The sequence below is a fragment of the Micromonospora sp. WMMD729 genome, from assembly GCF_049315225.1.
GTDB lineage: Bacteria > Actinomycetota > Actinomycetes > Mycobacteriales > Micromonosporaceae > Micromonospora.
Window position 1 is genome coordinate 2,261,554 of record NZ_CP186059.1, and the last position, 22,115, is coordinate 2,283,668.

22 protein-coding genes are annotated in these 22,115 nt (G+C 72.0%); 20 read left to right on the forward strand and 2 right to left on the reverse strand.

The genetic code is table 11. The annotated features are described in order from the left end of the window. Nucleotides 1-53: 53 nt before the first annotated feature. The gene (gene aroC / locus ACN263_RS10405; protein WP_422739594.1) at nt 54-1,232 is read left to right on the forward strand and encodes a chorismate synthase; all 1,179 of its coding nucleotides are present in this window, start codon (nt 54-56) and stop codon (nt 1,230-1,232) included. Continuing rightward, the gene (locus ACN263_RS10410) at nt 1,232-1,735 is read left to right on the forward strand and encodes a shikimate kinase (protein WP_422739595.1); all 504 of its coding nucleotides are present in this window, start codon (nt 1,232-1,234) and stop codon (nt 1,733-1,735) included. Before aroC ends, ACN263_RS10410 begins: the two co-directional genes overlap by 1 nt. A gap of 104 nt (nt 1,736-1,839) precedes the next feature. Here ACN263_RS10410 and ACN263_RS10415 read toward each other — a convergent pair whose 3' ends face one another. Continuing rightward, entirely contained in the window at nt 1,840-2,568 is a 729-nt protein-coding gene (locus tag ACN263_RS10415; protein WP_422739596.1) for an alpha/beta fold hydrolase, read from the reverse strand. Between the two features lie 80 nt (nt 2,569-2,648). On the opposite strand from ACN263_RS10415, the gene ACN263_RS10420 reads away from it, so the two are divergent. The 5 genes from ACN263_RS10420 (at nt 2,649) to nusB (ending at nt 6,557) form a co-directional block, all read left to right on the forward strand. After that, on the forward strand, nt 2,649-3,647 hold the full coding sequence (locus ACN263_RS10420) for a helix-turn-helix transcriptional regulator (protein ID WP_422739597.1): 999 nt from the start codon (nt 2,649-2,651) through the stop codon (nt 3,645-3,647). Nucleotides 3,648-3,657: 10 nt separating this feature from the next. After that, complete coding sequence (aroB, locus tag ACN263_RS10425; RefSeq protein ID WP_422739598.1) at nt 3,658-4,737, forward strand: 3-dehydroquinate synthase; 1,080 nt, start codon at nt 3,658-3,660, stop codon at nt 4,735-4,737. Beyond that, nucleotides 4,734-5,165 (forward strand): type II 3-dehydroquinate dehydratase, encoded by a 432-nt coding sequence (aroQ, locus tag ACN263_RS10430; RefSeq protein WP_422739599.1) that lies wholly within the window; start codon nt 4,734-4,736, stop codon nt 5,163-5,165. Before aroB ends, aroQ begins: the two co-directional genes overlap by 4 nt. Nucleotides 5,166-5,565: 400 nt before the next feature. Continuing rightward, nucleotides 5,566-6,123 (forward strand): elongation factor P, encoded by a 558-nt coding sequence (gene efp / locus ACN263_RS10435; protein ID WP_422739600.1) that lies wholly within the window; start codon nt 5,566-5,568, stop codon nt 6,121-6,123. A gap of 23 nt (nt 6,124-6,146) precedes the next feature. Next, the gene (gene nusB / locus ACN263_RS10440) at nt 6,147-6,557 is read left to right on the forward strand and encodes a transcription antitermination factor NusB (protein ID WP_422740665.1); all 411 of its coding nucleotides are present in this window, start codon (nt 6,147-6,149) and stop codon (nt 6,555-6,557) included. Nucleotides 6,558-6,643: 86 nt separating this feature from the next. On the opposite strand, the gene ACN263_RS10445 is transcribed toward nusB, so the two are convergent. After that, nucleotides 6,644-7,132 (reverse strand): transcriptional regulator, encoded by a 489-nt coding sequence (locus ACN263_RS10445; protein WP_007458348.1) that lies wholly within the window; start codon nt 7,130-7,132, stop codon nt 6,644-6,646. 289 nt (nt 7,133-7,421) lie between these two features. Between ACN263_RS10445 and pyrR the strand changes: the two genes are divergently transcribed. The 13 genes from pyrR (at nt 7,422) to metK (ending at nt 22,096) form a co-directional block, all read left to right on the forward strand. Then, nucleotides 7,422-8,006: a bifunctional pyr operon transcriptional regulator/uracil phosphoribosyltransferase PyrR gene (pyrR, locus tag ACN263_RS10450; protein ID WP_422739601.1), complete on the forward strand. Its 585-nt coding sequence runs from the start codon at nt 7,422-7,424 to the stop codon at nt 8,004-8,006. Further along, on the forward strand, nt 8,003-8,929 hold the full coding sequence (locus tag ACN263_RS10455) for an aspartate carbamoyltransferase catalytic subunit (RefSeq protein WP_422739602.1): 927 nt from the start codon (nt 8,003-8,005) through the stop codon (nt 8,927-8,929). The genes pyrR and ACN263_RS10455 overlap by 4 nt, the downstream gene beginning before the upstream one ends. Next, nucleotides 8,926-10,203 (forward strand): dihydroorotase, encoded by a 1,278-nt coding sequence (locus ACN263_RS10460; RefSeq protein WP_422739603.1) that lies wholly within the window; start codon nt 8,926-8,928, stop codon nt 10,201-10,203. Before ACN263_RS10455 ends, ACN263_RS10460 begins: the two co-directional genes overlap by 4 nt. Continuing rightward, nucleotides 10,200-11,357 carry a glutamine-hydrolyzing carbamoyl-phosphate synthase small subunit gene (gene carA, locus ACN263_RS10465; RefSeq protein WP_422739604.1) on the forward strand — a complete coding sequence of 386 codons (1,158 nt, stop codon included), beginning with the start codon at nt 10,200-10,202 and terminating at the stop codon, nt 11,355-11,357. The genes ACN263_RS10460 and carA overlap by 4 nt, the downstream gene beginning before the upstream one ends. Then, a complete protein-coding gene (carB, locus tag ACN263_RS10470) occupies nt 11,350-14,697 on the forward strand; it encodes a carbamoyl-phosphate synthase large subunit (protein ID WP_422739605.1) in 3,348 nt (1,115 codons plus the stop codon). Before carA ends, carB begins: the two co-directional genes overlap by 8 nt. Continuing rightward, the gene (locus ACN263_RS10475; RefSeq protein WP_422739606.1) at nt 14,694-15,740 is read left to right on the forward strand and encodes a quinone-dependent dihydroorotate dehydrogenase; all 1,047 of its coding nucleotides are present in this window, start codon (nt 14,694-14,696) and stop codon (nt 15,738-15,740) included. The genes carB and ACN263_RS10475 overlap by 4 nt, the downstream gene beginning before the upstream one ends. Before the next feature lie 292 nt (nt 15,741-16,032). Then, a complete protein-coding gene (locus ACN263_RS10480; RefSeq protein WP_422739607.1) occupies nt 16,033-17,307 on the forward strand; it encodes an adenosylmethionine--8-amino-7-oxononanoate transaminase in 1,275 nt (424 codons plus the stop codon). A 65-nt stretch (nt 17,308-17,372) separates the two neighbouring features. Then, complete coding sequence (gene pyrF, locus ACN263_RS10485) at nt 17,373-18,209, forward strand: orotidine-5'-phosphate decarboxylase (protein WP_422739608.1); 837 nt, start codon at nt 17,373-17,375, stop codon at nt 18,207-18,209. Nucleotides 18,210-18,387: 178 nt separating this feature from the next. Beyond that, nucleotides 18,388-18,705 carry an integration host factor, actinobacterial type gene (gene mihF, locus ACN263_RS10490; RefSeq protein WP_007458370.1) on the forward strand — a complete coding sequence of 106 codons (318 nt, stop codon included), beginning with the start codon at nt 18,388-18,390 and terminating at the stop codon, nt 18,703-18,705. Nucleotides 18,706-18,730: 25 nt separating this feature from the next. Then, entirely contained in the window at nt 18,731-19,264 is a 534-nt protein-coding gene (locus tag ACN263_RS10495) for a guanylate kinase (RefSeq protein WP_422739609.1), read from the forward strand. 64 nt (nt 19,265-19,328) lie between these two features. Beyond that, entirely contained in the window at nt 19,329-19,592 is a 264-nt protein-coding gene (gene rpoZ, locus ACN263_RS10500) for a DNA-directed RNA polymerase subunit omega (protein ID WP_074318577.1), read from the forward strand. Nucleotides 19,593-19,606: 14 nt separating this feature from the next. After that, on the forward strand, nt 19,607-20,815 hold the full coding sequence (gene coaBC, locus ACN263_RS10505) for a bifunctional phosphopantothenoylcysteine decarboxylase/phosphopantothenate--cysteine ligase CoaBC (RefSeq protein ID WP_422739610.1): 1,209 nt from the start codon (nt 19,607-19,609) through the stop codon (nt 20,813-20,815). An 87-nt stretch (nt 20,816-20,902) separates the two neighbouring features. After that, the gene (metK, locus tag ACN263_RS10510; protein ID WP_355624166.1) at nt 20,903-22,096 is read left to right on the forward strand and encodes a methionine adenosyltransferase; all 1,194 of its coding nucleotides are present in this window, start codon (nt 20,903-20,905) and stop codon (nt 22,094-22,096) included. Nucleotides 22,097-22,115: the final 19 nt, after the last annotated feature.

The window sequence follows — 22,115 nt, forward strand, 5'->3', positions numbered from 1 at the left end:
GACGCGGCGGGCAGCGCGACGCGCCCGTCGCGCCCCGTGACAGACTGACCGCTGTGTTGCGCTGGTTGACTGCAGGTGAATCGCACGGCCCCGCCCTCGTCGCGCTGCTGGAGGGGGTGCCGGCCGGCATCGAGGTGAGCACCACCGAGATCGCGGGTGAGCTGGCCCGTCGCCGGTTGGGCTATGGCCGCGGCGCCCGGATGTCCTTCGAGCAGGACGAGGTCGAGGTCGTCGGCGGGCTCCGGCACGGCGTCACGCTGGGCAGCCCGGTGGCGATCCGGGTCGGCAACTCCGAGTGGCCCAAGTGGCAGACGGTGATGGCCGCCGACCCCGTCGACCCCGACGAGCTGGCCCGGCAGGCCCGCAACGCCCCGCTGACCCGTCCCCGGCCGGGCCACGCCGACCTGGCCGGCATGCAGAAGTACGGCCACACCGACGCGCGTCCCATCCTGGAGCGCGCCAGCGCCCGGGAGACCGCCGCCCGGGTGGCCGTCGGCACGGTCGCCAAGGCGTTGATCCGGCAGGCCCTCGGCATCGAGATCGTCTCGCACGTGGTCGAGCTGGGGCCGGTGGCCGCGAAGCCCGGGCTGCGGCCGACCCCCCAGGACGCCGACCGGATCGACGCCGACCCGCTGCGCTGCCTCGACCCCGAGGCCAGCGCCCTGATGGTCGCCGAGGTCGACGCCGCGAAGAAGGCCGCCGACACCCTCGGCGGCGTGGTGGAGGTGCTGGCGTACGGGGTGCCGCCGGGCCTGGGCAGTCACGTGCAGTGGGACCGCAAGCTCGACGCCCGACTGGCCACCGCGCTGATGTCGATCCAGGCGATCAAGGGTGTGGAGATCGGCGACGGGTGGCAGCAGGCCCGTTCCCGTGGCTCGGAGGCGCACGACGAGATCATCCCGTCGGCCACCGGCGTGCGTCGGGTCACCGACCGGGCCGGCGGGCTGGAGGGTGGCATCACCACCGGTGAGCCGCTGCGGGTCCGTGCCGCCATGAAGCCGATCTCGTCGCTCAACCGGGCGCTGGCCACCGTGGACGTCCTCACCGGCGAGCCGGCGACGGCCATCAACCAGCGTTCCGACGTCTGCGCCGTGCCCGCCGCCGCCGTCGTCGCCGAGGCGATGGTGGCCCTCGTGCTGGCCGAGGCGGCCACCGAGAAGTTCGGCGGCGACTCGGTCGCCGAGATCCGCCGTAACCTGGCCGGCTACCTCGACGCGCTGGTCATTCGCTGATGGCGCCGGTCGTCGTGCTGGTCGGGGTGCCCGGCTGCGGCAAGACCACCGTGGGGCAGGCGCTCGCCGCCTCCCTCGGCGTGGAGTTCCGGGACACCGATGCCGACATCGAGCAGTTGGCCGGCAAGACCATCCCGGAGATCTTCATCGACGAGGGTGAGGCGCACTTCCGTGCCCTGGAGCGGGCCGCCGTGGCGGCGGCACTCGCCGCGGGTACCGGTGTGCTCGCCCTGGGCGGTGGCGCTGTGCTGGCCGAGGAGACCCGGGCCGCCCTGGTGGGGCACCGGGTCGTGCACCTGTCGGTGGAGCTGCCGGACGCGGTGAAGCGGGTGGGGCTCGGCGCGGGCCGACCGCTGCTGGCGATCAACCCGCGCGCCACCCTCAAGCACCTCATGGACCAGCGCAAGCCGTTGTACGCCGAGGTGGCGACCGACACGGTGGTCACCGACGGTCGCACCCCGGCGCAGGTCGTCGCCGAGGTCGCCGCGCTGCTGCCAAGCTGACCCCCACCCCACCCCACCCTCCGCGCCGATCGTGCAGTCGCTGCGCCGACGTACCGGGGCATTCCCGGTGTCTCGACCACCACAACCGCAGGATCGGCGCGGTGTCAGGCTCGGGCGATCAGGTCGAGCACGTCGGCCAGCGCCTTCGGCTCGCTGAGCATCGGCCAGTGCCCGGTGGGCAGATCGAACAGCCGGCCGCCGGTCAGGCCGGTGAAGAGCGGATGCCGCTGGGCGATCATCTGCTCCACCACGCTCAGCGGAAAGGTGCTGGCGACCAGGGCGGTCGGCACCGGGCGGCCACCGGTACGCCGTACCGGGTCGGTGGCCGTGCGCAGCGGCTGGGGGGTGCTGCGGGCGCGCAGCAGCGTCAACGCCTGCTCGTCCAGGCCGGCCAGGTTCGTCGGGTCGGCCGTCGGATCCCAGGCCGGCGGGGGCAGCAGGTGACCGTCGCCGATCAGGGCGCGCAGTCGCTGCTGCTCCTCCGGCGGCACGGTGTCGAACTGCGCGGTCCCGTCCGGCAGGGGTCCGCTCTCCACGTAGACCACCCGGGCGATCCGGTCCGGGATCCGGTCCGCCGCCTGGGCGACCGGCATGCCGCCGCCGGAGTGCCCGACCAGCAGGACGTCGTGCAGGTCCTCGACCTCGATCAGCCGCACGATGTCGGTGGTGTGCGTCTGCAGGTCCACCTCCGGCCCGGCCAGGTGGTCGCGCTCGGCCAGGCCGGTGAGCGTCATCGGGTACACCTCGTGGCCCTGCCCGCGCAGGGCCACGGTCACGTCCCGCCACGCCCAGGCGCCCAACCAGAAGCCCGGTACCAGGACAAAAGTCGCCATCGATCGCTCCTTCTCTCGGTTTACCGGTCGACCGTACGATCGAATCCGGACAGTGTTCGCCCGGTTTGAAGGAGTGCTCCGTGTCACAACCCGCCGGTCGGATGCTGGCCCTGCTCGAACTGCTGCAGAGCCGGCACCGGGCGACGGCCGGTGACCTCGCCGCCCGCCTCGGCGTGGACGAACGGACCGTGCGCCGGTACGCCGCCACGCTGATCGACCTGGGCATTCCGGTCACCGCCGACCGGGGTCGCCACGGCGGTTACCGACTGCGTCCCGGGTACAAGCTGCCGCCGCTGATGCTCACCGACGACGAGGCGGTGGCCGTGCTGCTCGGCCTGGTCGTCGCGGAACGGCTCGGGATCGCTTCCGAGCAGCCGGCCACCGCGACCGCGCTGGCGAAGATCCGCCGGGTGCTTCCGGAGGCGCTCGCCGACCGGCTGGCCGCCGTGCAGGAACACCTGGGCTTCACCCTGCCGCGCGCCGGGCGGGAGCACGGTCCGGCCCCGGGCACCCTGCTCGCCCTCGCCTCGGCCGCCCGTCGCGGGCAGCGGGTGGCGTTGGACTACCGCTCCTGGCGCGGCGAGGAGTCGCACCGGGAACTCGACCCGTACGGGCTGGTCGTCCACGCCGGCCGCTGGTACGTCACCGGCCACGACCACCGGCGCGGTGAGATCCGCACCTTCCGGTTGGACCGGATCGGCGCCGTGACTCCCCGCTCGGCGACCTTCCGGGTGCCGGACGACTTCGACGCGGTCGCCTGGGTGACCCGCTCGCTGGCCGGGGTGCCGTACGCCCACGAGGTGGAGGTGCTGCTGGAGACCGATCTGGACGCCGTGCGTCGCCGTATCCCGCCCACCGTCGCCGAATTGACCGCCGGTGCCGACGGGGTGCTGCTGCGCGCCCGGGCGGAGAGCCTGCCCGGGATGGCCGTGTTGCTCGCCGGTCTCGGCTGCCCCTTCACCGTGCGGCGTCCGGAGGCGCTGCGCGCCGAGGTGGCCGCGCACGCCCGTCGCCTGGCGGACTGGTCCACCCGGCCAGCAGGTGGACAGCCGCCCGCACCGCGTGCTCCGCTCGACTAGGCTGCCGGCGATGGACGAGGTGACCCGGATTCCGGTCGGCGGCGAACGACCGTACGACGTGCTTGTCGGACGCGACCTGCTGGGCGCGCTGCCGGGGCTGCTGCCCGGCGCGACCCGGGTGGCGGTGCTGCACACGCCCCCGCTCAAGGCCCTGGCCGACGCGATCGGTGAACGGCTGCGCGCGGTGGGCGTCGACCCGCTGCCGGTCGAGGTGCCCGACGCGGAGTCGGGCAAGCAGATCGACGTGGCGGCCGCCTGTTGGGACCGGCTCGGCGCGGCCGGGTTCACCCGTACCGACGCCGTGGTCGGGGTGGGCGGCGGCGCGGTCACCGACCTGGCGGGATTCGTCGCGGCCTGCTGGCTGCGCGGGGTGCGCTGGGTGCCGGTCGCCACCTCGTTGCTGGGCATGGTGGACGCGGCCGTGGGCGGCAAGACGGGGATCAACACCGCCGCCGGCAAGAACCTGGTGGGCGCGTTCCACCCGCCGGTCGGTGTGCTCGCCGACCTGGCCACCCTGGACAGCCTGCCCGCCGTCGACCTCGCGGCCGGGTTGGCCGAGGTGGTCAAGTGCGGGTTCATCGCCGACCCGGTGATCCTGGATCTCGTCGAGCGTGACCCGGCGGCGGCCACCGACCCGCGCGGGCCGGTGACCCGGGAGCTGATCGAGCGGGCCATCCGGGTCAAGGCCGACGTGGTCGCCGGCGACCTGCGCGAGTCGGGTGTGCGGGAGGTGCTCAACTACGGCCACACCCTGGCGCACGCGATCGAGCAGAACGAGGGCTACCGCTGGCGGCACGGTCACGCGGTGGCGGTCGGCCTGGTGTACGCCGCCACCCTGGCCCGGCTCGCCGGCCGGCTGGACGCCCCGACCGCCGACCGGCACCGGCGCACCCTGACCGCGCTCGGCCTGCCGGTGAGCTACGCGGCCGAGGCCTGGCCGCGGCTGCTGGCCACGATGCGGGTCGACAAGAAGGCCCGGGGCGCCCGGTTGCGGTTCGTGGTGCTGGACGGGCTGGCCCGCCCGGCCATGCTGGAGGGCCCGGACGACGCCCTGCTCGAAGCCGCCTACCGCGAGCTGGTTGTTCCATGAGGGTGTACGTGCTGAACGGGCCGAACCTGGGTCGGCTGGGCACCCGGGAGCCCACCGTGTACGGCTCGACCAGCTACGCCGACCTGGTGGCGCTCTGCGAGACCACCGGTCGGGAGTTGGGGCTCGACGTCACGGTCCGGCAGACCGACGCCGAGCACGAGCTGCTCGGCTGGCTGCACGACGCCGCCGACGAGGGCGCCGCCGTGGTGCTCAACCCGGCCGCCTGGTCGCACTACTCGTACGCGGTGCGCGACGCCTGCGCGATGCTGCGCGGGCCGCTGGTGGAGGTGCACATCTCCAACATCCACACCCGCGAGGAGTTCCGGCACCATTCGGTGATCTCCGCGGTGGCGACCGGGGTGATCTGCGGTCTCGGTATCGACGGCTATCGCCTCGCCCTGCATCACCTGGCCGCCCGCGTCGACTGAACCATCCCATTCCGCAGTTTCACCCTCAGTGATGTCGCCGGCGCTCGGCAATGTCACTGCTAGTGGTCGCCTCCTCGCCCGACGAAGGGGAGCGCCCTTCTGCTTCGCCTCCTTTGCTCTGCTTCAACGGAGGCAACACCCGCCCTGAGCTGCTGATCTCTGGGGTGAGTCGAGGTGGGGTGCCGATCATGGTGCGGCACTGACCGTGACTGTTGCCTCCGTTGAAGCAGAGCAAAGGGTCAAGGACGTGCACACGGCGGCGAGTCGGCGATAACGGATAGTGATGATGGATGGGCATCGGGCGTCGGTTTGCGCGAGTGGCGACCACGGCGGGTAACGCGTCTCGGCGCAGCTTGTAGACTTGCCGGGTCTGTCCGCCAATTGATGATCAAGGCAGGAAATGGCCTCCACCAACGACCTCAAAAACGGCCTGGTACTCAACCTTGACGGCGAGCTCTGGGCCGTCGTCGAGTTCCAGCACGTCAAGCCCGGTAAGGGTGGCGCGTTCGTGCGCACCACGCTGAAGAACGTGCTGTCCGGGAAGGTGGTCGACAAGACCTTCAACGCGGGCACCAAGGTCGAGACCGCGACCGTGGACAAGCGCACGATGCAGTACCTGTACGCCGACGGCGAGGACTACGTCTTCATGGATCTGGAGACCTTCGACCAGATCACCGTGCCCGGCGGCACCGTCGGGGAGGCAGCCAACTACCTGCTGCCCGAGGCGGAGGCGACCGTCGCCACCCACGAGGACGTGCCGCTCTACATCGAGCTGCCCACCAGCGTCGTGCTCGAGGTCACCTACACCGAGCCGGGCCTGCAGGGCGACCGTTCGACCGGTGGCACCAAGCCGGCGACGGTCGAGACCGGCGCCACCGTGCCGGTCCCGCTGTTCATCACCACCGGTGAGAAGATCAAGGTCGACACCCGCGACGGCCGTTACCTCGGCCGCGCCTGATGGCTGAGGGTCCCAAGCAGCAGATGCCGGCGCGCCGCAAGGCGCGCAAGCGGGCGCTGGACGTCCTCTACGAGGCCGACCTGCGGGATCGGCCGCCCGTGGAGGTCCTGGCCGGTTACCTCCAGCGCATCGAGCAGCCCCGCCCGGAGCACCTGAGCTACACCGTGGGGCTCATCGAGGGGGTCGCCGAGCACCTGGACCGGATCGACGAGCTGATCGCCAGCTACGCCGAGGGGTGGACCCTCGACCGGATGCCGGTGGTCGACCGCAACCTGGCCCGGATCGCCGTCTACGAGTTGCTCTACGTCGACGAGATCGACGACGCGGTGGCGATCAGCGAGGCGGTCGAGTTGGCCCGGCAGATGTCCACCGACGACTCACCGCGCTTCCTCAACGGGGTGCTCGGCCGCATCGCCGAGTACGCCACCCGCTGAGCCGACGCGAGCACCGCGAACGAGAAGGGCCCGTGCCACCGGCACGGGCCCTTCTCGTCGAACGGCAGATCGGGTGAAGCGACAGCTCAGGAGGCGAAGAACGCCCGGGGGTCGGCCACCAGCACGCCGTGCTCGGTGAGCCGCTCGATCAGACCCGACGGCGAGGCGTCGTAGACGATGGCGAGCGCCCGGAGGTCGTCGGCGCGGATGGAGAGCACCCGGCCGTTGTAGTCACCGCGCTGCTGCTGGATCGCGCGGGCGTAGCGGGCGACGTAGGCCAGGTCCTCGGAGGCCTCGTCGTAGAGCCGCTCCAGGTCCAGGACGATCTTGCTGGTGGGCTCGTGCCGGACACCGCTGCCGTCGGGCAGCAGCTCCGAGACGGGGACCCGGTAGAACTCGGCCAGCTCGGCCAGACGGGACACCGTCACGGCCCGGTCGCCACGCTCGTACGAGCCGACCACCACGGCCTTCCACCGCCCGTTCGACTTCTCCTCCACACCCTGCAGGGAGAGGCCCTGCTGCTGGCGGATGGAGCGCAGGCGGGCGCCCAGAGATTTGGCGTATTCAGAGGGCATTCGGACACTCCCAGTGCTGCTCGGGGTTCTCCCGTCGATCGCTACGGAGCGTGACGGTACGGGGAATGGGACACCTGGTCAAGTGGTCGTGACCTTACCGTTGGGGAGCGTCGAGGGGGTCGGCGGTGTTTCGAAGATCTGATCCGGTGGTCAGCGGCCGCCGTCGGCCGGCGCGGTGACCACTGGTAACGTGGCGTGAAGCCCCGGTCAGGGCAGCTCCCGCTTCCCGGCCGGAGGTGCCCGACATCCTTTAACGACCCGTCCCGTGAGGCGGGGAAGGAGGTCCGCCGTGGCGTCCCCACCGGCTGCCCGCCCGTCACCACCGCGACAACCCTCGGTGAAGGTGATCCTCGCCAGCGCCGACGTGCAGCGGGTGGTCGACCGGATCGCCCACCAGATCCTGGAGAAGACCCAGGGCGCGGCCGACACCGTGCTGCTCGGGATTCCCACCCGGGGTGCCCCCCTCGCGCGGCGGCTCGCCGCCCGGATCAGCACCTTCGAGGACGTCGACGTCCCGGTCGGTGTGCTCGACATCACGCTCTACCGTGACGACCTGCGCCGGCACGCCACCCGCGCGATCGGCCCCACCCAGGTGCCCAGCGGCGGCATCGACGGCAAGCGGGTGATCCTCGTCGACGACGTGCTCTTCTCCGGACGCACCGTGCGGGCGGCGCTCGACGCGCTCAACGACGTCGGCCGCCCGGCATCGGTGCAACTCGCCGTGCTGGTCGACCGTGGCCACCGCGAACTGCCGATCCGCGCCGACTACGTCGGCAAGAACATCCCCACCGCGCTCGCCGAGAGCGTCAAGGTGACGCTCGCCGAGACCGACGGGACCGACGAGGTCAAGCTCTACGGGGGAGCTCACTCATGATCAGGCACCTGCTCTCCGGCGCGGACCTGGACGCCGACACCGCCACCGAGATCCTGGACACCGCCGCCGAGATGGCCACCGTGGCCGGCCGGGAGATCAAGAAACTGCCCGCGCTGCGCGGGCGGACGGTGGTGAACCTCTTCTACGAGGACTCCACCCGGACCCGGATCTCGTTCGAGGCGGCCGCGAAGCGACTCAGCGCCGACGTGATCAACTTCTCCGCCAAGGGGTCCAGCGTCGCCAAGGGCGAGAGCCTGAAGGACACCGCGCTGACCCTGCAGGCCATGGGCGCCGACGCGGTCGTCGTACGGCATCCCGCCTCCGGCGCCCCGCACCGGCTGGCCAACTGGGTGGACGGGTCGGTGGTGAACGCCGGCGACGGCACCCACGAACACCCCACCCAGGCGCTGCTCGACGCGTACACCATGCGGTCCCGGCTGGGCCGGCTCGCCGGCCTGTCGGTCGCGGTGGTCGGGGACGTGCTGCACTCCCGGGTGGCCCGCTCGAACGTGCTGCTGCTGTCCACCCTCGGCGCGAAGGTCACCCTGGTCGGTCCGCCCACGCTCATCCCCGTCGACATCGCCGCGGCGCTCGCCCCGGGCACCGACGTCTCGTACGACCTCGACTCGGTGCTGCCGAACGTGGACGTGGTGATGATGCTGCGCGTGCAGCGGGAACGGATGCGGGACTCCTACTTCCCCTCCGCCCGCGAGTACGCCCGCCGCTACGGGCTGGACGGTCCCCGGATGCGCCGCCTGCCGGAACACGCGATCGTCATGCACCCCGGCCCGATGAACCGGGGGATGGAGATCACCCCCGAGGTCGCCGACTCACCCCGCTCCACCATCGTCGAACAGGTCACCAACGGGGTCTCCGTCCGGATGGCCGTCCTGTACCTGCTGCTCGGAGGGAACAACCGGTGACCGCGTACCTCATCACCAGCGTGAGCATCGTCGGCGCCGCGCCGACCGACCTGCTGATCCGCGACGGCGTCGTCGCCGAGGTCGGCCCGGGACTGTCCGCGCCGGACGCCACCGTCATCGACGGCGCCGGCCTGGTCGCCCTGCCCGGTCTGGTCGATCTGCACACCCACCTGCGCGAACCCGGCCGGGAGGACGCCGAGACGGTCGAGTCCGGGTCGCGGGCGGCGGCGCTGGGCGGCTACACGGCGGTCTGCGCGATGGCCAACACGTCGCCGGTCGCGGACACCGCCGGCGTGGTCGAGCAGGTCTGGCGGCTCGGCCGGGAGGCCGGGCTGGTCGACGTGCAGCCGATCGGCGCGGTCACCGTCGGGCTGGCCGGCGAGCGCCTCGCCGAGCTGGGCGCGATGGCCGACTCCGCGGCCCGGGTACGGATCTTCTCCGACGACGGGCACTGCGTCGCCGACCCGCTGCTGATGCGCCGGGCTCTGGAGTACGTCAAGGCGTTCGACGGGATCATCGCCCAGCACGCCGAGGAACCCCGCCTCACCGAGGGCGCCCAGATGCACGAGGGTGAGGTCTCCACCCGGCTCGGGCTGATCGGCTGGCCGGCGGTCGCCGAGGAGGCGATCATCGCCCGGGACGTGCTGCTCGCCGAGCACGTGGGCAGCCGCCTGCACGTCTGCCACGTCTCCACCGCCGGCAGCGTCGAGGTGCTGCGCCAGGCCAAGGCCCGCGGGGTACGCGTCACCGCCGAGGTCACCCCGCACCACCTGCTGCTCACCGACGAGCGTGCGGAAACCTACGACCCGGTCTTCAAGGTGAACCCGCCGCTGCGGACCGACGCCGACATCGCCGCGCTGCGTGCCGCGCTCGCCGACGGGGTGATCGACATCATCGCCACCGACCACGCTCCGCACGCCGTGGAGGACAAGGAGTGCGAGTGGGCGTACGCCCGGCCGGGCATGCTCGGCCTGGAGACGGCGCTCTCCATCGCGCTGGACGTGCTCGGTCCCGAGTGGGACCTGATCGCCGAGCGGATGTCCCGCACCCCGGCCCGGATCGCGGGGCTGACCGGGCACGGCGTCGACCCCGCCCCGGGCGTGCCGGCCACCCTGACCCTGATCGACCCGGCCGCCCGCCGCACCATCGAGCCGGCGGAGCTGGCCAGCCGTAGTCGCAACACCCCGTACGCCCGCATGACGCTGCCGGGTCGCATCGTGGCGACCTTCCTGCGCGGCGAGCCGACGGTCCTGGACGGAAAGGCAATCAAGTGACGCGTAGACGTTCCGCGATCCTCGTGCTCGAGGACGGGCGCACCTTCCCCGGTGAGGCGTACGGCAGCGTGGGGGAGACGTTCGGCGAGGCGGTCTTCACCACCGGCATGACCGGTTACCAGGAGACGCTGACCGACCCGTCCTACCACCGTCAGGTGGTCGTGCAGACCGCCCCGCACATCGGCAACACCGGCGTCAACGACGAGGACGACGAGTCCGGCCGGATCTGGGTGGCCGGTTACGTGGTCCGCGACCCGGCCCGGATCGGCTCGAACTGGCGGGCCACCGGCGGCCTCGAGGACCGCCTCGCCACCGAGGGTGTGGTGGGCATCAGCGGGGTGGACACCCGGGCGCTGACCCGGCACCTGCGCGAGCGGGGCGCCATGCGGGTGGGCATCTCCAGCGTCGAGAAGGACCCGCAGAGCCTGCTGGCCCGGGTCCGCCAGTCGCCGCAGATGGTCGGCGCGGACCTGTCCGCCGAGGTGACCACCCCGGAGTCGTACGTCGTCGACGCGATCGGCGAGCACCGGTTCACGGTGGCCGCGCTCGACCTTGGCATCAAGCGCAACGTGCCGCGCCGGCTCGCCGCGCGCGGGGTGACCACCCACGTGCTGCCGGCGTCGTCGAGCATCGAGGACCTGCTCGCCACCGGCGCCGACGCGATCTTCCTGTCGCCGGGGCCCGGCGACCCGGCCACGGCCGACGGTCCGGTGGCGGTGGCCCGGGAGGCGCTGCGGCGGCAGGTGCCGCTGTTCGGCATCTGCTTCGGCAGCCAGATCCTCGGCCGGGCGCTCGGCTTCGGCACCTACAAGCTGGGCTACGGCCACCGGGGAATCAACCAGCCGGTGCTCGACCGGGCCACCGGCAAGGTCGAGGTGACCAGCCACAACCACGGCTTCGCGGTCGAGGTGCCGGGCGCCGGCGCCGTCGTCCCGGACCAGGTGATCGACACCGACTTCGGTGGCGTACGCGTTTCGCACGTCTGCCTCAATGACAACGTGGTCGAGGGGCTGCGGGCCGTGGACGTGCCCGCCTTCACCGTCCAGTACCACCCGGAGGCGGCAGCCGGCCCGCACGACGCCGACTACCTCTTCGACCGTTTCGCCGAGCTGATCGAAGGCCGGAACCACAGCAAGGGGCGCGCGAATGCCTAAGCGGACCGATCTCAAGCACATCCTGGTGATCGGCTCCGGGCCGATCGTCATCGGGCAGGCCTGCGAGTTCGACTACTCCGGTACCCAGGCGTGCCGAGTGCTGCGCAGCGAGGGGATCCGGGTCAGCCTGGTCAACTCCAACCCGGCCACGATCATGACCGACCCGGAGTTCGCCGACGCTACCTACGTCGAGCCGATCACCCCGGAGTTCGTCGAGCTGGTCATCGCCAAGGAGCGTCCGGACGCGATCCTGCCGACCCTCGGCGGGCAGACCGCGCTGAACACCGCCGTCGCCCTGCACTCCAACGGCGTCCTGGCGAAGTACGGCGTCGAGCTGATCGGCGCGAACATCGACGCCATCAACCGGGGTGAGGACCGCCAGCTCTTCAAGGAGATCGTCGCGAAGGCCGGCGTACGCCTCGGCGTCGACGACCCGACCTCGCTGGTGCCCCGCTCCCGGGTGTGCCACTCGATGGAGGAGGTCGAGGCGACCGTCGCCGAGCTGGGTCTGCCGGTGGTGATCCGGCCGTCGTTCACCATGGGCGGCCTGGGCTCCGGCATGGCGCACACCCCGGAGGACCTGGCCCGGATCGCCGGCGACGGCCTGGCGGCCAGCCCGGTGCACGAGGTGCTCATCGAGGAGAGCGTGCTCGGGTGGAAGGAGTACGAGCTCGAGCTGATGCGCGACCGGCACGACAACGTCGTGGTGGTCTGCTCCATCGAGAACGTCGACCCGATGGGTGTGCACACCGGCGACAGCGTCACCGTGGCCCCGGCCATGACGCTCACCGACCGGGAGTACCAGCACCTTCGGGACCTGGGCATCGCCGTGCTGCGCGAGGTCGGGGTGGACACCGGCGGCTGCAACATCCAGTTCGCGGTCAACCCGGTCGACGGCCGGATCGTCGTGATCGAGATGAACCCCCGGGTGTCGCGTTCCTCGGCGTTGGCCTCCAAGGCGACCGGCTTCCCGATCGCGAAGATCGCCGCGAAGCTGGCCATCGGCTACACGCTCGACGAGATCCCCAACGACATCACGTTGAAGACCCCGGCGGCGTTCGAGCCGACCCTGGACTACGTGGTGGTGAAGATCCCCCGGTTCGCGTTCGAGAAGTTCCCCGGCGCGGACCCGGAGCTGACCACCACCATGAAGTCGGTGGGCGAGGCGATGAGCCTGGGCCGCAACTTCACCGAGGCGCTGAACAAGGCCATGCGGTCGATGGAAACGAAGGCGGTCGGGTTCTGGACCACCCCCGACCCCGACGGCGTCACTCTCGCGGACACCCTGGCCGCGTTGCGCGTCCCGCACGACGGCCGGCTCTACACCGTCGAACGGGCGCTGCGTCTGGGCGCGTCGATCGCCGAGGTCGCCGAGGCGTCCGGCGGCATCGACCCCTGGTTCCTGGACCAGATCGCCGCGCTGATCGAGCTGCGGACCGAGATCGTCGACGCGCCGGTGCTCGACGCCGAGCTGCTGCGCCGCGCCAAGCGGGCCGGCCTGTCCGACCGGCAGCTCGCCGCGCTGCGCCCGGAGCTGGCGGCCGAGGACGGCGTACGCGCCCTGCGGCACCGCCTCGACGTGCGCCCGGTCTACAAGACCGTCGACACCTGCGCGGCCGAGTTCGAGGCCACCACGCCCTACCACTACTCGTCGTACGACCTTGAGACCGAGGTCGTGCCGTCGGACCGGCCGAAGGTGCTGATCCTGGGCTCCGGCCCGAACCGGATCGGGCAGGGCATCGAGTTCGACTACTCGTGCGTGCACGCGGTACAAGCGCTGCGGGCGGCCGGCTACGAGACCGTGATGGTCAACTGCAACCCGGAGACGGTGTCGACCGACTACGACACCGCCGACCGGCTCTACTTCGAGCCGCTGACCTTCGAGGACGTGCTGGAGGCCTGGCACGCGGAGGACTCCTCCGGCCGGGCGGCCGGCGGGCCGGGCGTGGTCGGCGTGGTCGTGCAGCTCGGCGGGCAGACCCCGCTGGGGTTGGCGCAGCGGCTCAAGGACGCGGGCGTGCCGGTGGTCGGCACCTCGCCGGAGTCGATCCACCTGGCCGAGGAGCGGGGCGCGTTCGGCGCCGTGCTGGCCCGCGCCGGGCTGCGCGCGCCGGCGCACGGTCTGGCCACCTCGTACGACGAGGCCAAGGCGATCGCCGACGAGATCGGCTACCCGGTGCTGGTCCGTCCGTCCTACGTGCTCGGTGGGCGCGGCATGGAGATCGTGTACGACGACCCGACGCTGCGCGACTACATCGGCCGGGCCACCGACATCTCCGGTGACCACCCGGTGCTGGTGGACCGGTTCCTCGACGACGCCATCGAGATCGACGTGGACGCCCTGTGCGACGCCGACGGCGAGGTCTACATCGGTGGCGTGATGGAGCACATCGAAGAGGCCGGTATCCACTCCGGAGACTCGTCCTGCGCGCTGCCGCCGATCACCCTCGCCGGCTCGCACCTGGCCGAGGTCCGCCGGTACACCGAGGCCATCGCCCGGGGTGTCGGCGTCCGCGGTCTGCTCAACGTGCAGTACGCGCTCAAGGACGACGTGCTCTACGTGCTGGAGGCGAACCCGCGCGCGTCGCGGACCGTTCCGTTCGTCTCCAAGGCGACGGCGGTGCCGCTGGCCAAGGCGGCGGCCCGGATCGCGCTGGGCGCGACCATCGCCGAGCTGCGCGCCGAGGGTCTGCTCCCGGCGACGGGGGACGGGGGCACGATGCCCGCCGACGCGCCGATCGCGGTCAAGGAGGCGGTGCTGCCGTTCAAGCGCTTCCGGACCCGCGCGGGCAAGGGGATCGACTCGCTGCTCGGCCCGGAGATGAAGTCGACGGGTGAGGTGATGGGCATCGACACCAACTTCGGGCACGCCTTCGCCAAGAGCCAGTCGGCCGCGTACGGGTCGTTGCCGACCACCGGGAAGATCTTCGTGTCGGTGGCGAACCGGGACAAGCGCGGCATGATCTTCCCGATCAAGCGGCTGGCCGACCTGGGCTTCGAGATCGTGGCGACCGCCGGTACCGCCGAGGTGCTGCGCCGGCACGGCATCGCCTGCGAGCAGATCCGCAAGCACTACCAGGCCGGCGAGGGTGACGACGCGGTGTCGCTGATCCTCGGCGGCCACGTCGCACTGGTGATCAACACGCCGCAGGGTTCGGGCGCGAGTGCCCGCTCCGACGGCTACGAGATCCGCAGCGCGGCCGTCACCGCGGACATCCCCTGCATCACCACGGTTCCCGGGGCCGCTGCGGCCGTGATGGGGATCGAGGCCCGGATCCGGGGCGACATGCAGGTGCGCCCGTTGCAGGACCTGCACGCCACACTGCGGGCGGCCCAGTGACGGTGTTCGAGCGGGTCGTCCGACCCGGGTTGTTCCGCCTCGGCGGCGGGGACGCCGAGGCGGCGCACGAGTGGACGCTGCGGCGGTTGACCGCGCTGTCGCGGCGTCCGGTGGCCCTGGCCGCGCTGCGGTCCCGGTACGCCGTCGACGCTGGGCGCACCGTGTTCGGGGTGCGGTTCCCGAACCCGGTCGGGTTGGCCGCCGGCATGGACAAGGACGGCGCGGCGCTGCCGGCCTGGCCGGCGCTCGGGTTCGGCTTCGTGGAGGTCGGCACGGTCACCGCGCACCCCCAGCCCGGTAACCCACGGCCCCGGCTCTTCCGGCTGCCGGCCAGCGAGGCCGTGATCAACCGGATGGGCTTCAACAACGCCGGGGCCGCCGCGCTGGCCGCCCGGCTGGCGGCGCTACCGCGCCCGATCGGGGTGCCGTTGGGCATCTCGCTGGGCAAGTCCAAGGTGACCCCGCTCGACGAGGCGGTCGAGGACTACCTCACCTCGTACCGGGCGCTGCGCGGGCACGGCGACTACTTCGCGGTGAACGTGTCGTCGCCGAACACCCCGGGCCTGCGGTCGTTGCAGGACCGTGCCCACCTGGACGCGCTGCTCGGCGCGCTGGTGGGGGAGAAGCCGGTGCTGGTCAAGATCGCACCCGACCTGACCGAGGCGGCCATCGCCGAGCTGCTGGAGGTCTGTCTGGCCCGGGGCGCGGCCGGGGTGATCGCCACCAACACCACCCTGTCCCGGGACGGGCTGGCCCCGGGGGACGCCGCGCGCGGCGCCGAAACCGGTGGTCTGTCCGGCCGACCGTTGACCGGCCGCGCCCGGGACGTGGTCGCCTTCGTGCACCGCGAGACCGGCGGCCGACTGCCGATCATCGGCGTCGGCGGGGTGCTGGACCCGGACGACGCGGCCCGGATGTTCGACGCCGGCGCGGCCCTGGTGCAGCTCTACACGGGCTTCATCTACCGGGGTCCGGCCCTGGTCCGCGCCGTGGCCCGCGCGGCGACCACAGCGGTGGCGCCGGACCCGGTCGCCGGGCGGTGACCGGCCCGGGTCCGCTGCTGGCCCTGCCACGCGCCGCGCCGCGCCCGCTCTGCGCCAGGAATTCGCCCCTGCAGCGCCCGGCCGTTCATCGGCGAGGTGCTGCGCTGCCGGCAGCCATCGGTCCCTTTGCTCTGCTTCAACCCGCGCAACGGCCGGCGTCCGATATCCGGACACCGGGCGTTGCCTCCGTTGAAGCAGAGCAAAGGATGAGGAGGAACGGCCCGACCGGCGGCCTGACGACCGCCGCCCGGGCCGCCGGCGCCCGGCCCGCTGGCGCTTGGAAGGAGTACGCGTGACACCCGAGGAGATCCTGGCCGTCGACCGGGCGCACGTCTGGCATCCGTACGCTGCGCTGCCGCCGGCGAACGCGCCGTTCGTGGTCCGCAGCGCCGAGGGGGTACGGCTGAGGTTGGCCGACGGCCGGGAGTTGGTGGACGGGATGTCGTCCTGGTGGGCGGCGGTCCACGGCTACCGGCACCCGGTGCTGGACGCGGCCGTGACCGACCAGCTCGGGCGGATGAGCCACGTCATGTTCGGCGGACTCACCCACGAGCCCGCCGTGCGGCTCGCCCGCACCCTGGTCGAGCTGGCCCCGGACGGGCTGGAACACGTGTTCCTGGCCGACTCCGGGTCGGTGAGCGTCGAGGTGGCCGTGAAGATGTGCCTGCAGTACCAGCGGGCGGTCGGCCGGCCGGAACGGCGGCGGCTGGCCACCTGGCGGGGCGGGTACCACGGCGACACCTTCCACCCGATGAGCGTCTGCGACCCCGAGGGCGGGATGCACCACCTCTGGGGTGACGTGCTGCCCCGGCAGGTCTTCGCCCCGGTGCCGCCGGGCGGGTTCGCCGATCCGCCCGACGAGGCGTACGTGGCGGCGTTGGTGGACGCCGTCGAGCGGCACGCCCACGAACTGGCCGCGGTCATCGTGGAGCCGGTGGTGCAGGGCGCGGGCGGGATGCGTTTCCACCACCCCGGCTACCTGCGGGTGCTGCGCGAGGTGACCCGCGCGCACGGGGTACTGCTGATCTTCGACGAGATCGCCACCGGGTTCGGCCGTACCGGCACGATGTTCGCCGCCGAGCACGCCGGGGTGTCCCCGGACGTGATGTGCGTGGGCAAGGCACTCACCGGGGGCTACCTGACCCTGGCCGCGACGCTGTGCACCCCGGAGATCGCCCGGGGGATCTCCGCCGACGGCGTCCTGGCGCACGGTCCGACGTTCATGGGCAACCCGCTGGCCTGCGCGGTCGCCAACGCCTCCATCGGGCTGCTGCGGGCCGGCGACTGGGCGGCGCAGGTGTCCCGGATCGGCGCGGGCCTACGCGCCGGACTGGAGCCGCTGCGCGCCGCTCCGGGCGTGGCCGACGTGCGGGTGCTCGGGGCGATCGGCGTGGTCCAACTCGACCACGACGTCGACCTGGGCGCGGCCACCGTGGCCGCCGCCGACCGGGGCGTCTGGCTGCGGCCCTTCCGGGACCTGATCTACACGATGCCGCCGTACGTCACCGACGACGCCGACCTGGCCCGGATCGCGGCCGGGGTGGCGGCGGCCGTGGCGGCCGGCTGAGCGGCGGTCGACGAGTATCCCGGGCGGCGGGACCGCCGCCCGACGACAAGAGGGGAAGTACGCCGATGGAGAGCTTCGGCACCCGGCTGCACCGGGCGGTCACCGAGCGCGGACCGCTCTGTGTGGGCATCGACCCGCATCCCGGTCTGCTCGCCCGGTGGGGGCTCGCGGACGATGTCGACGGTCTGGACCGGTTCACCCGAACCGTGGTGGATGCGCTCGGTGACCGGGTTGCGGTTGTCAAGCCTCAGTCGGCCTTTTTCGAGCGGTTCGGATCCCGCGGTGTGGCGATTCTTGAGTCAACTATCCGACAGTTACGGGAAGCCGGATCGCTCGTTCTGCTCGACGTCAAGCGCGGCGACATCGGCTCAACGGTCAGCGCGTACGCCTCGGCGTACCTGGATCCATCCAGCCCGCTGTATGTCGACGCGGTCACGGCCAGTCCCTACCTGGGAGTAGGTTCGCTGGCCCCGATGTTCGAGTTGGCCGCGAAACACGGCGGCGGCGTCTTCGTGCTGGCGCTCACCTCCAACCCGGAGGGCGCGGCCGTGCAGCGGGCCCGCACGGCCGACGGACGCACCGTCGCGCAGACCGTCATCGACGAGATTTCCCAGCTCAACAGTGGTGCGGACCCGCTCGGCAGCTTCGGTCTGGTGGTCGGGGCCACCATCGGTGACACCGGTCATGACCTCTCCACCGTGGGGGGTCCGCTGCTCGCTCCGGGGCTCGGCGCGCAGGGCGCGGGCGCCGCCGATCTGCGTACCGTCTTCGGCTCCAGCCTCGCCGCGGTGCTCCCGTCGTACTCCCGCGAGGTCCTGTCGGCGGGACCGGATGTCGACGCCCTGCGGGCCGCCGCGGACCGGGTGCTGGGTGAGTGCCGGGCCGTTCTGGCTGCCCGGTGACTGACTGACGGCTCGGTCACTTTGCGGTGATCATCGCGCGCCCACGTTGCCGAAAGCTCCGTTGACCGCTAGTTTTCCCCGCGCTGGGAACCATGGACCCCTTGGTTCACAGCGACACCACGTTTCACAGATGCGGCGGTGCGCCCCGCCCGCCGCGATAGGGACCTGAGGAGAACTGGTGCCGCTCCCGTCACTGACCCCCGAACAGCGCGCTGCCGCGCTCGAGAAGGCCGCGGAGATCCGCAAGGCCCGTGCCGAGCTGAAGGAGCAGCTCAAGCAGGGCAAGACCACCCTTGGTGCCGTCCTCGAGCGCGCCGAGAGCGACGACGTCGTGGGCAAGCTCAAGGTTTCGGCCGTCCTGCAGGCGATGCCGGGCATCGGCAAGATCCGGGCTACCCAGATCATGGAGAAGCTCAAGATCGCCGACAGCCGTCGTCTGCGCGGCCTCGGCGAGCAGCAGCGCAAGGCACTGCTTGGAGAGTTCGCCGCCAACTGAACCTGGCAGCGTGTAGAAACAAGCAGTGAGCACGGATGACGAGGCGCGCCCGGCGGCTCGGCTCACTGTCCTGGCTGGACCTTCGGGTTCCGGCAGGGAGAGTGTCGTCGAGCTCGTCCGGGCGCGTTTCCCGTCCGTGTGGATCCCGGTGCCGGCAACGACCAGGCCGCGCCGGGAGCCGGAGACCGATGGCGAGCAGCGGGTGTTCCTCGCCCCGGCCGAGTTCGAGCGCCGGGTGGCCGCGGGCGAGCTGCTGGAGTGGTCCCGGATCGGCGCGTACCGCCGGGGGACCCTGCATCCGCCGCTGCGCGCCCGGCTCGACGCCGGGCAGCAGGTCCTGCTTCCGCTCGACCTGACCGGTGCCCGGCTGGTGCGGGCCCGGGTGCCCGACGCGCGGCTGGTGCTGCTGCTCCCGCCCGGACGCCGCCTCGACGCCGTCGTGACGGCCGCCTTCGCGGACACCCTCACGCACGACCTCACCGATCGGGTGGTGGACGAGCTGGTAGGCTTACTCGGTTCAACTTATCCGGATCCGGCCTGGTCGCGTGTGCGTGGCTGACGGCCGGCCGCCGTCGGGACTCAGCACCGCGTCCGCGCGGCTCGAAAGACGCAGAGGTTAATTCGTGGGATCCATCGCCAACCCCGAAGGCATCACCAACCCGCCGATCGACGAGCTCCTCGAGAAGACGACGTCGAAGTACGCGCTGGTCATCTTCGCCGCGAAGCGCGCGCGCCAGGTCAACGCCTACTACAGCCAGCTCGGTGAGGGCCTGCTGGAGTACGTCGGCCCGCTCGTCGAGACCACCCCGCAGGAGAAGCCCCTCTCCATCGCCATGCGCGAGATCAACGGCGGTCTGCTCACCGCCGAGCCGACCGACCAGCCGTAGGTCCGTCCCCGTCGATGTCCGCCTCGATCGTCCTCGGGGTCGGCGGCGGCATCGCCGCCTACAAGGCGTGTGAGCTGCTGCGACTCTTCACCGAGTCCGGCCACCGGGTCCGTGTCGTGCCGACCGCGTCGGCGCTGCGGTTCGTCGGCGCGCCGACCTGGGCGGCGCTCTCCGGCCAGCCGGTCGCCGACGACGTCTGGTCCGACGTGCACGAGGTGCCGCACGTCCGCCTCGGCAAGCAGGCCGACCTGGTGGTGGTCGCGCCGACCACGACCGACCTGCTCGCCAAGGCCGCCCACGGGCTCGCCGACGACCTGCTGACCAACACGTTGCTGACCGCCCGCTGCCCGGTGCTGCTGGCCCCGGCCATGCACACCGAGATGTGGGAACACCCGGCCACCGTCGCCAACGTCGCCACGCTGCGTTCCCGGGGCGTCCGGGTGATCGAGCCCGCCGTCGGGCGGCTCACCGGCGCCGACACCGGCAAGGGCCGGCTGCCCGACCCGGCGGAGATCTTCGCGGTCGCCCGCCAGGTCCTCGCCCGGGGCGTCGCCGCCCCGGCCGACCTGACCGGTCGCCGGCTGGTGGTCACCGCCGGTGGCACCCGCGAGCCGCTGGACCCGGTCCGCTTCCTCGGCAACCGTTCCTCCGGCAAGCAGGGGTACGCCTTCGCGCGAGCGGCGGTCGCCCGGGGCGCCCGGGTCACGCTGATCGCGGCCAACGTCTCGCTCGCCGACCCCGCCGGTGTCGACCTGGTCCGGGTCGGCACGACCGCCGAGTTGCGCGAGGCGACCCTGACGGCCGCCGCCGAGGCCGACGCGGTCGTGATGGCGGCGGCTCCGGCCGATTTCCGACCGGCGACGTACGCGCCTGGCAAAATCAAGAAGTCGGACGACGGTGTCGCTCCCACCATCGAGCTCGTCACGAACCCGGACATCGCGGCGGAGCTCGGCCAGCGCAAGCGGCCGGAGCAGGTGCTGGTGGTGTTCGCCGCCGAAACCGGCGACGCGGAGGCCAACGGCCGGGCGAAGCTGGCCCGGAAGCGGGCCGACCTCATCGTGATCAACGAGGTCGGTCCGGACCGGGTCTTCGGTGCCGACACCAACACGGTGACGGTCATCGGCGCGGACGGCTCGGTGAGCCGACTGCCGGAGCAGGCCAAGGAGGCGGTGGCCGACACCGTGTGGGACCTCGTCGTGGCGCGGCTGGCCAACCGCTCCTGACGGGTGGAACAGAGCGCGACCGATCCCGACACCGGCCGCAGCGGTGATTAGACTGCCGCGGAACGACCTCACACGCTTAGGAGTGCCGTGACACGCCGCCTCTTCACGTCCGAATCGGTCACGGAAGGCCACCCGGACAAGATCGCCGACCAGATCAGCGACGGCATCCTGGACGCCCTGCTCGCCGAGGACCCGCACAGCCGGGTCGCGGTCGAGACCATGATCACCACCGGCCAGGTGCACATCGCCGGCGAGGTCACCACCAAGGCGTACGCCGACATCCCGACGATCGTCCGCCGGACCATCCTCGACATCGGCTACGACTCGTCGAAGAAGGGTTTCGACGGGGCCTCCTGCGGGGTCAGCGTCTCGATCGGCGCGCAGTCCGAGGACATCGCGCAGGGCGTCGACAACGCCTTCGAGCTGCGGACCGGCGCCTCGGAGAGCGCGTTGGACGCGCAGGGCGCCGGCGACCAGGGCATGATGTTCGGCTTCGCCTGCTCCGAGACGCCGGAGCTGATGCCGCTGCCGATCGCCCTGGCCCACCGGCTGGCGCGTCGGCTCGCCGCGGTCCGCAAGGACGGCACCATCCCGTACCTGCGGCCGGACGGCAAGACCCAGGTCACCATCGAGTACGAGGGGCTGCGCCCGGTCCGGCTGAACACCGTCGTGGTGTCCAGCCAGCACGCCGCGGACATCTCGCTGGAGTCGCTGCTGACCCCCGACGTGCGTGACTCCGTGATCGCCCCCGAGCTGGAGAGCCTCGGTCTGGACACCGACGGTTACCGGCTGCTGGTGAACCCGACCGGCCGGTTCGAGATCGGCGGTCCGATGGGTGACGCCGGCCTGACCGGCCGCAAGATCATCGTCGACACCTACGGTGGGTACGCCCGGCACGGCGGCGGCGCGTTCTCCGGCAAGGACCCGTCCAAGGTGGACCGCTCGGCCGCGTACGCGATGCGGTGGGTGGCCAAGAACGTGGTCGCCGCCGGCCTCGCCGAGCGGTGCGAGGCGCAGGTCGCCTACGCCATCGGCAAGGCGCACCCGGTGAGCCTCTTCATCGAGACGTTCGGCACCGAGACCGTGCCGGTCGCCTCGATCGAGAGCGCCGTCTCCGAGGTGTTCGACCTGCGCCCGGCCGCGATCATCCGGGACCTCAACCTGCTCCGCCCGATCTACCAGCAGACCGCCGCGTACGGCCACTTCGGCCGGGAGCTGCCGGACCTGACCTGGGAGAGCACCGACCGGGCCGCCGACCTCAAGTCGGCCGCGGGAGCCTGACCGCCACCAGGCGTAGCGA

Excerpts from the sequence above, each read along its gene's own strand:
- ACN263_RS10410 (WP_422739595.1), top strand. The coding sequence starts at position 1,232 with ATGGCGCCGGTCGTCGTGCTGGTCGGGGTGCCCGGCTGCGGCAAGACC.
- ACN263_RS10415 (WP_422739596.1), bottom strand. The coding sequence starts at position 2,568 with ATGGCGACTTTTGTCCTGGTACCGGGCTTCTGGTTGGGCGCCTGGGCG.
- aroB (WP_422739598.1), top strand. The coding sequence starts at position 3,658 with ATGGACGAGGTGACCCGGATTCCGGTCGGCGGCGAACGACCGTACGAC.
- aroQ (WP_422739599.1), top strand. The coding sequence starts at position 4,734 with ATGAGGGTGTACGTGCTGAACGGGCCGAACCTGGGTCGGCTGGGCACC.
- efp (WP_422739600.1), top strand. The coding sequence starts at position 5,566 with ATGGCCTCCACCAACGACCTCAAAAACGGCCTGGTACTCAACCTTGAC.
- nusB (WP_422740665.1), top strand. The coding sequence starts at position 6,147 with ATGCCGGCGCGCCGCAAGGCGCGCAAGCGGGCGCTGGACGTCCTCTAC.
- ACN263_RS10445 (WP_007458348.1), bottom strand. The coding sequence starts at position 7,132 with ATGCCCTCTGAATACGCCAAATCTCTGGGCGCCCGCCTGCGCTCCATC.
- ACN263_RS10455 (WP_422739602.1), top strand. The coding sequence starts at position 8,003 with ATGATCAGGCACCTGCTCTCCGGCGCGGACCTGGACGCCGACACCGCC.
- carB (WP_422739605.1), top strand. The coding sequence starts at position 11,350 with ATGCCTAAGCGGACCGATCTCAAGCACATCCTGGTGATCGGCTCCGGG.
- pyrF (WP_422739608.1), top strand. The coding sequence starts at position 17,373 with ATGGAGAGCTTCGGCACCCGGCTGCACCGGGCGGTCACCGAGCGCGGA.
- coaBC (WP_422739610.1), top strand. The coding sequence starts at position 19,607 with ATGTCCGCCTCGATCGTCCTCGGGGTCGGCGGCGGCATCGCCGCCTAC.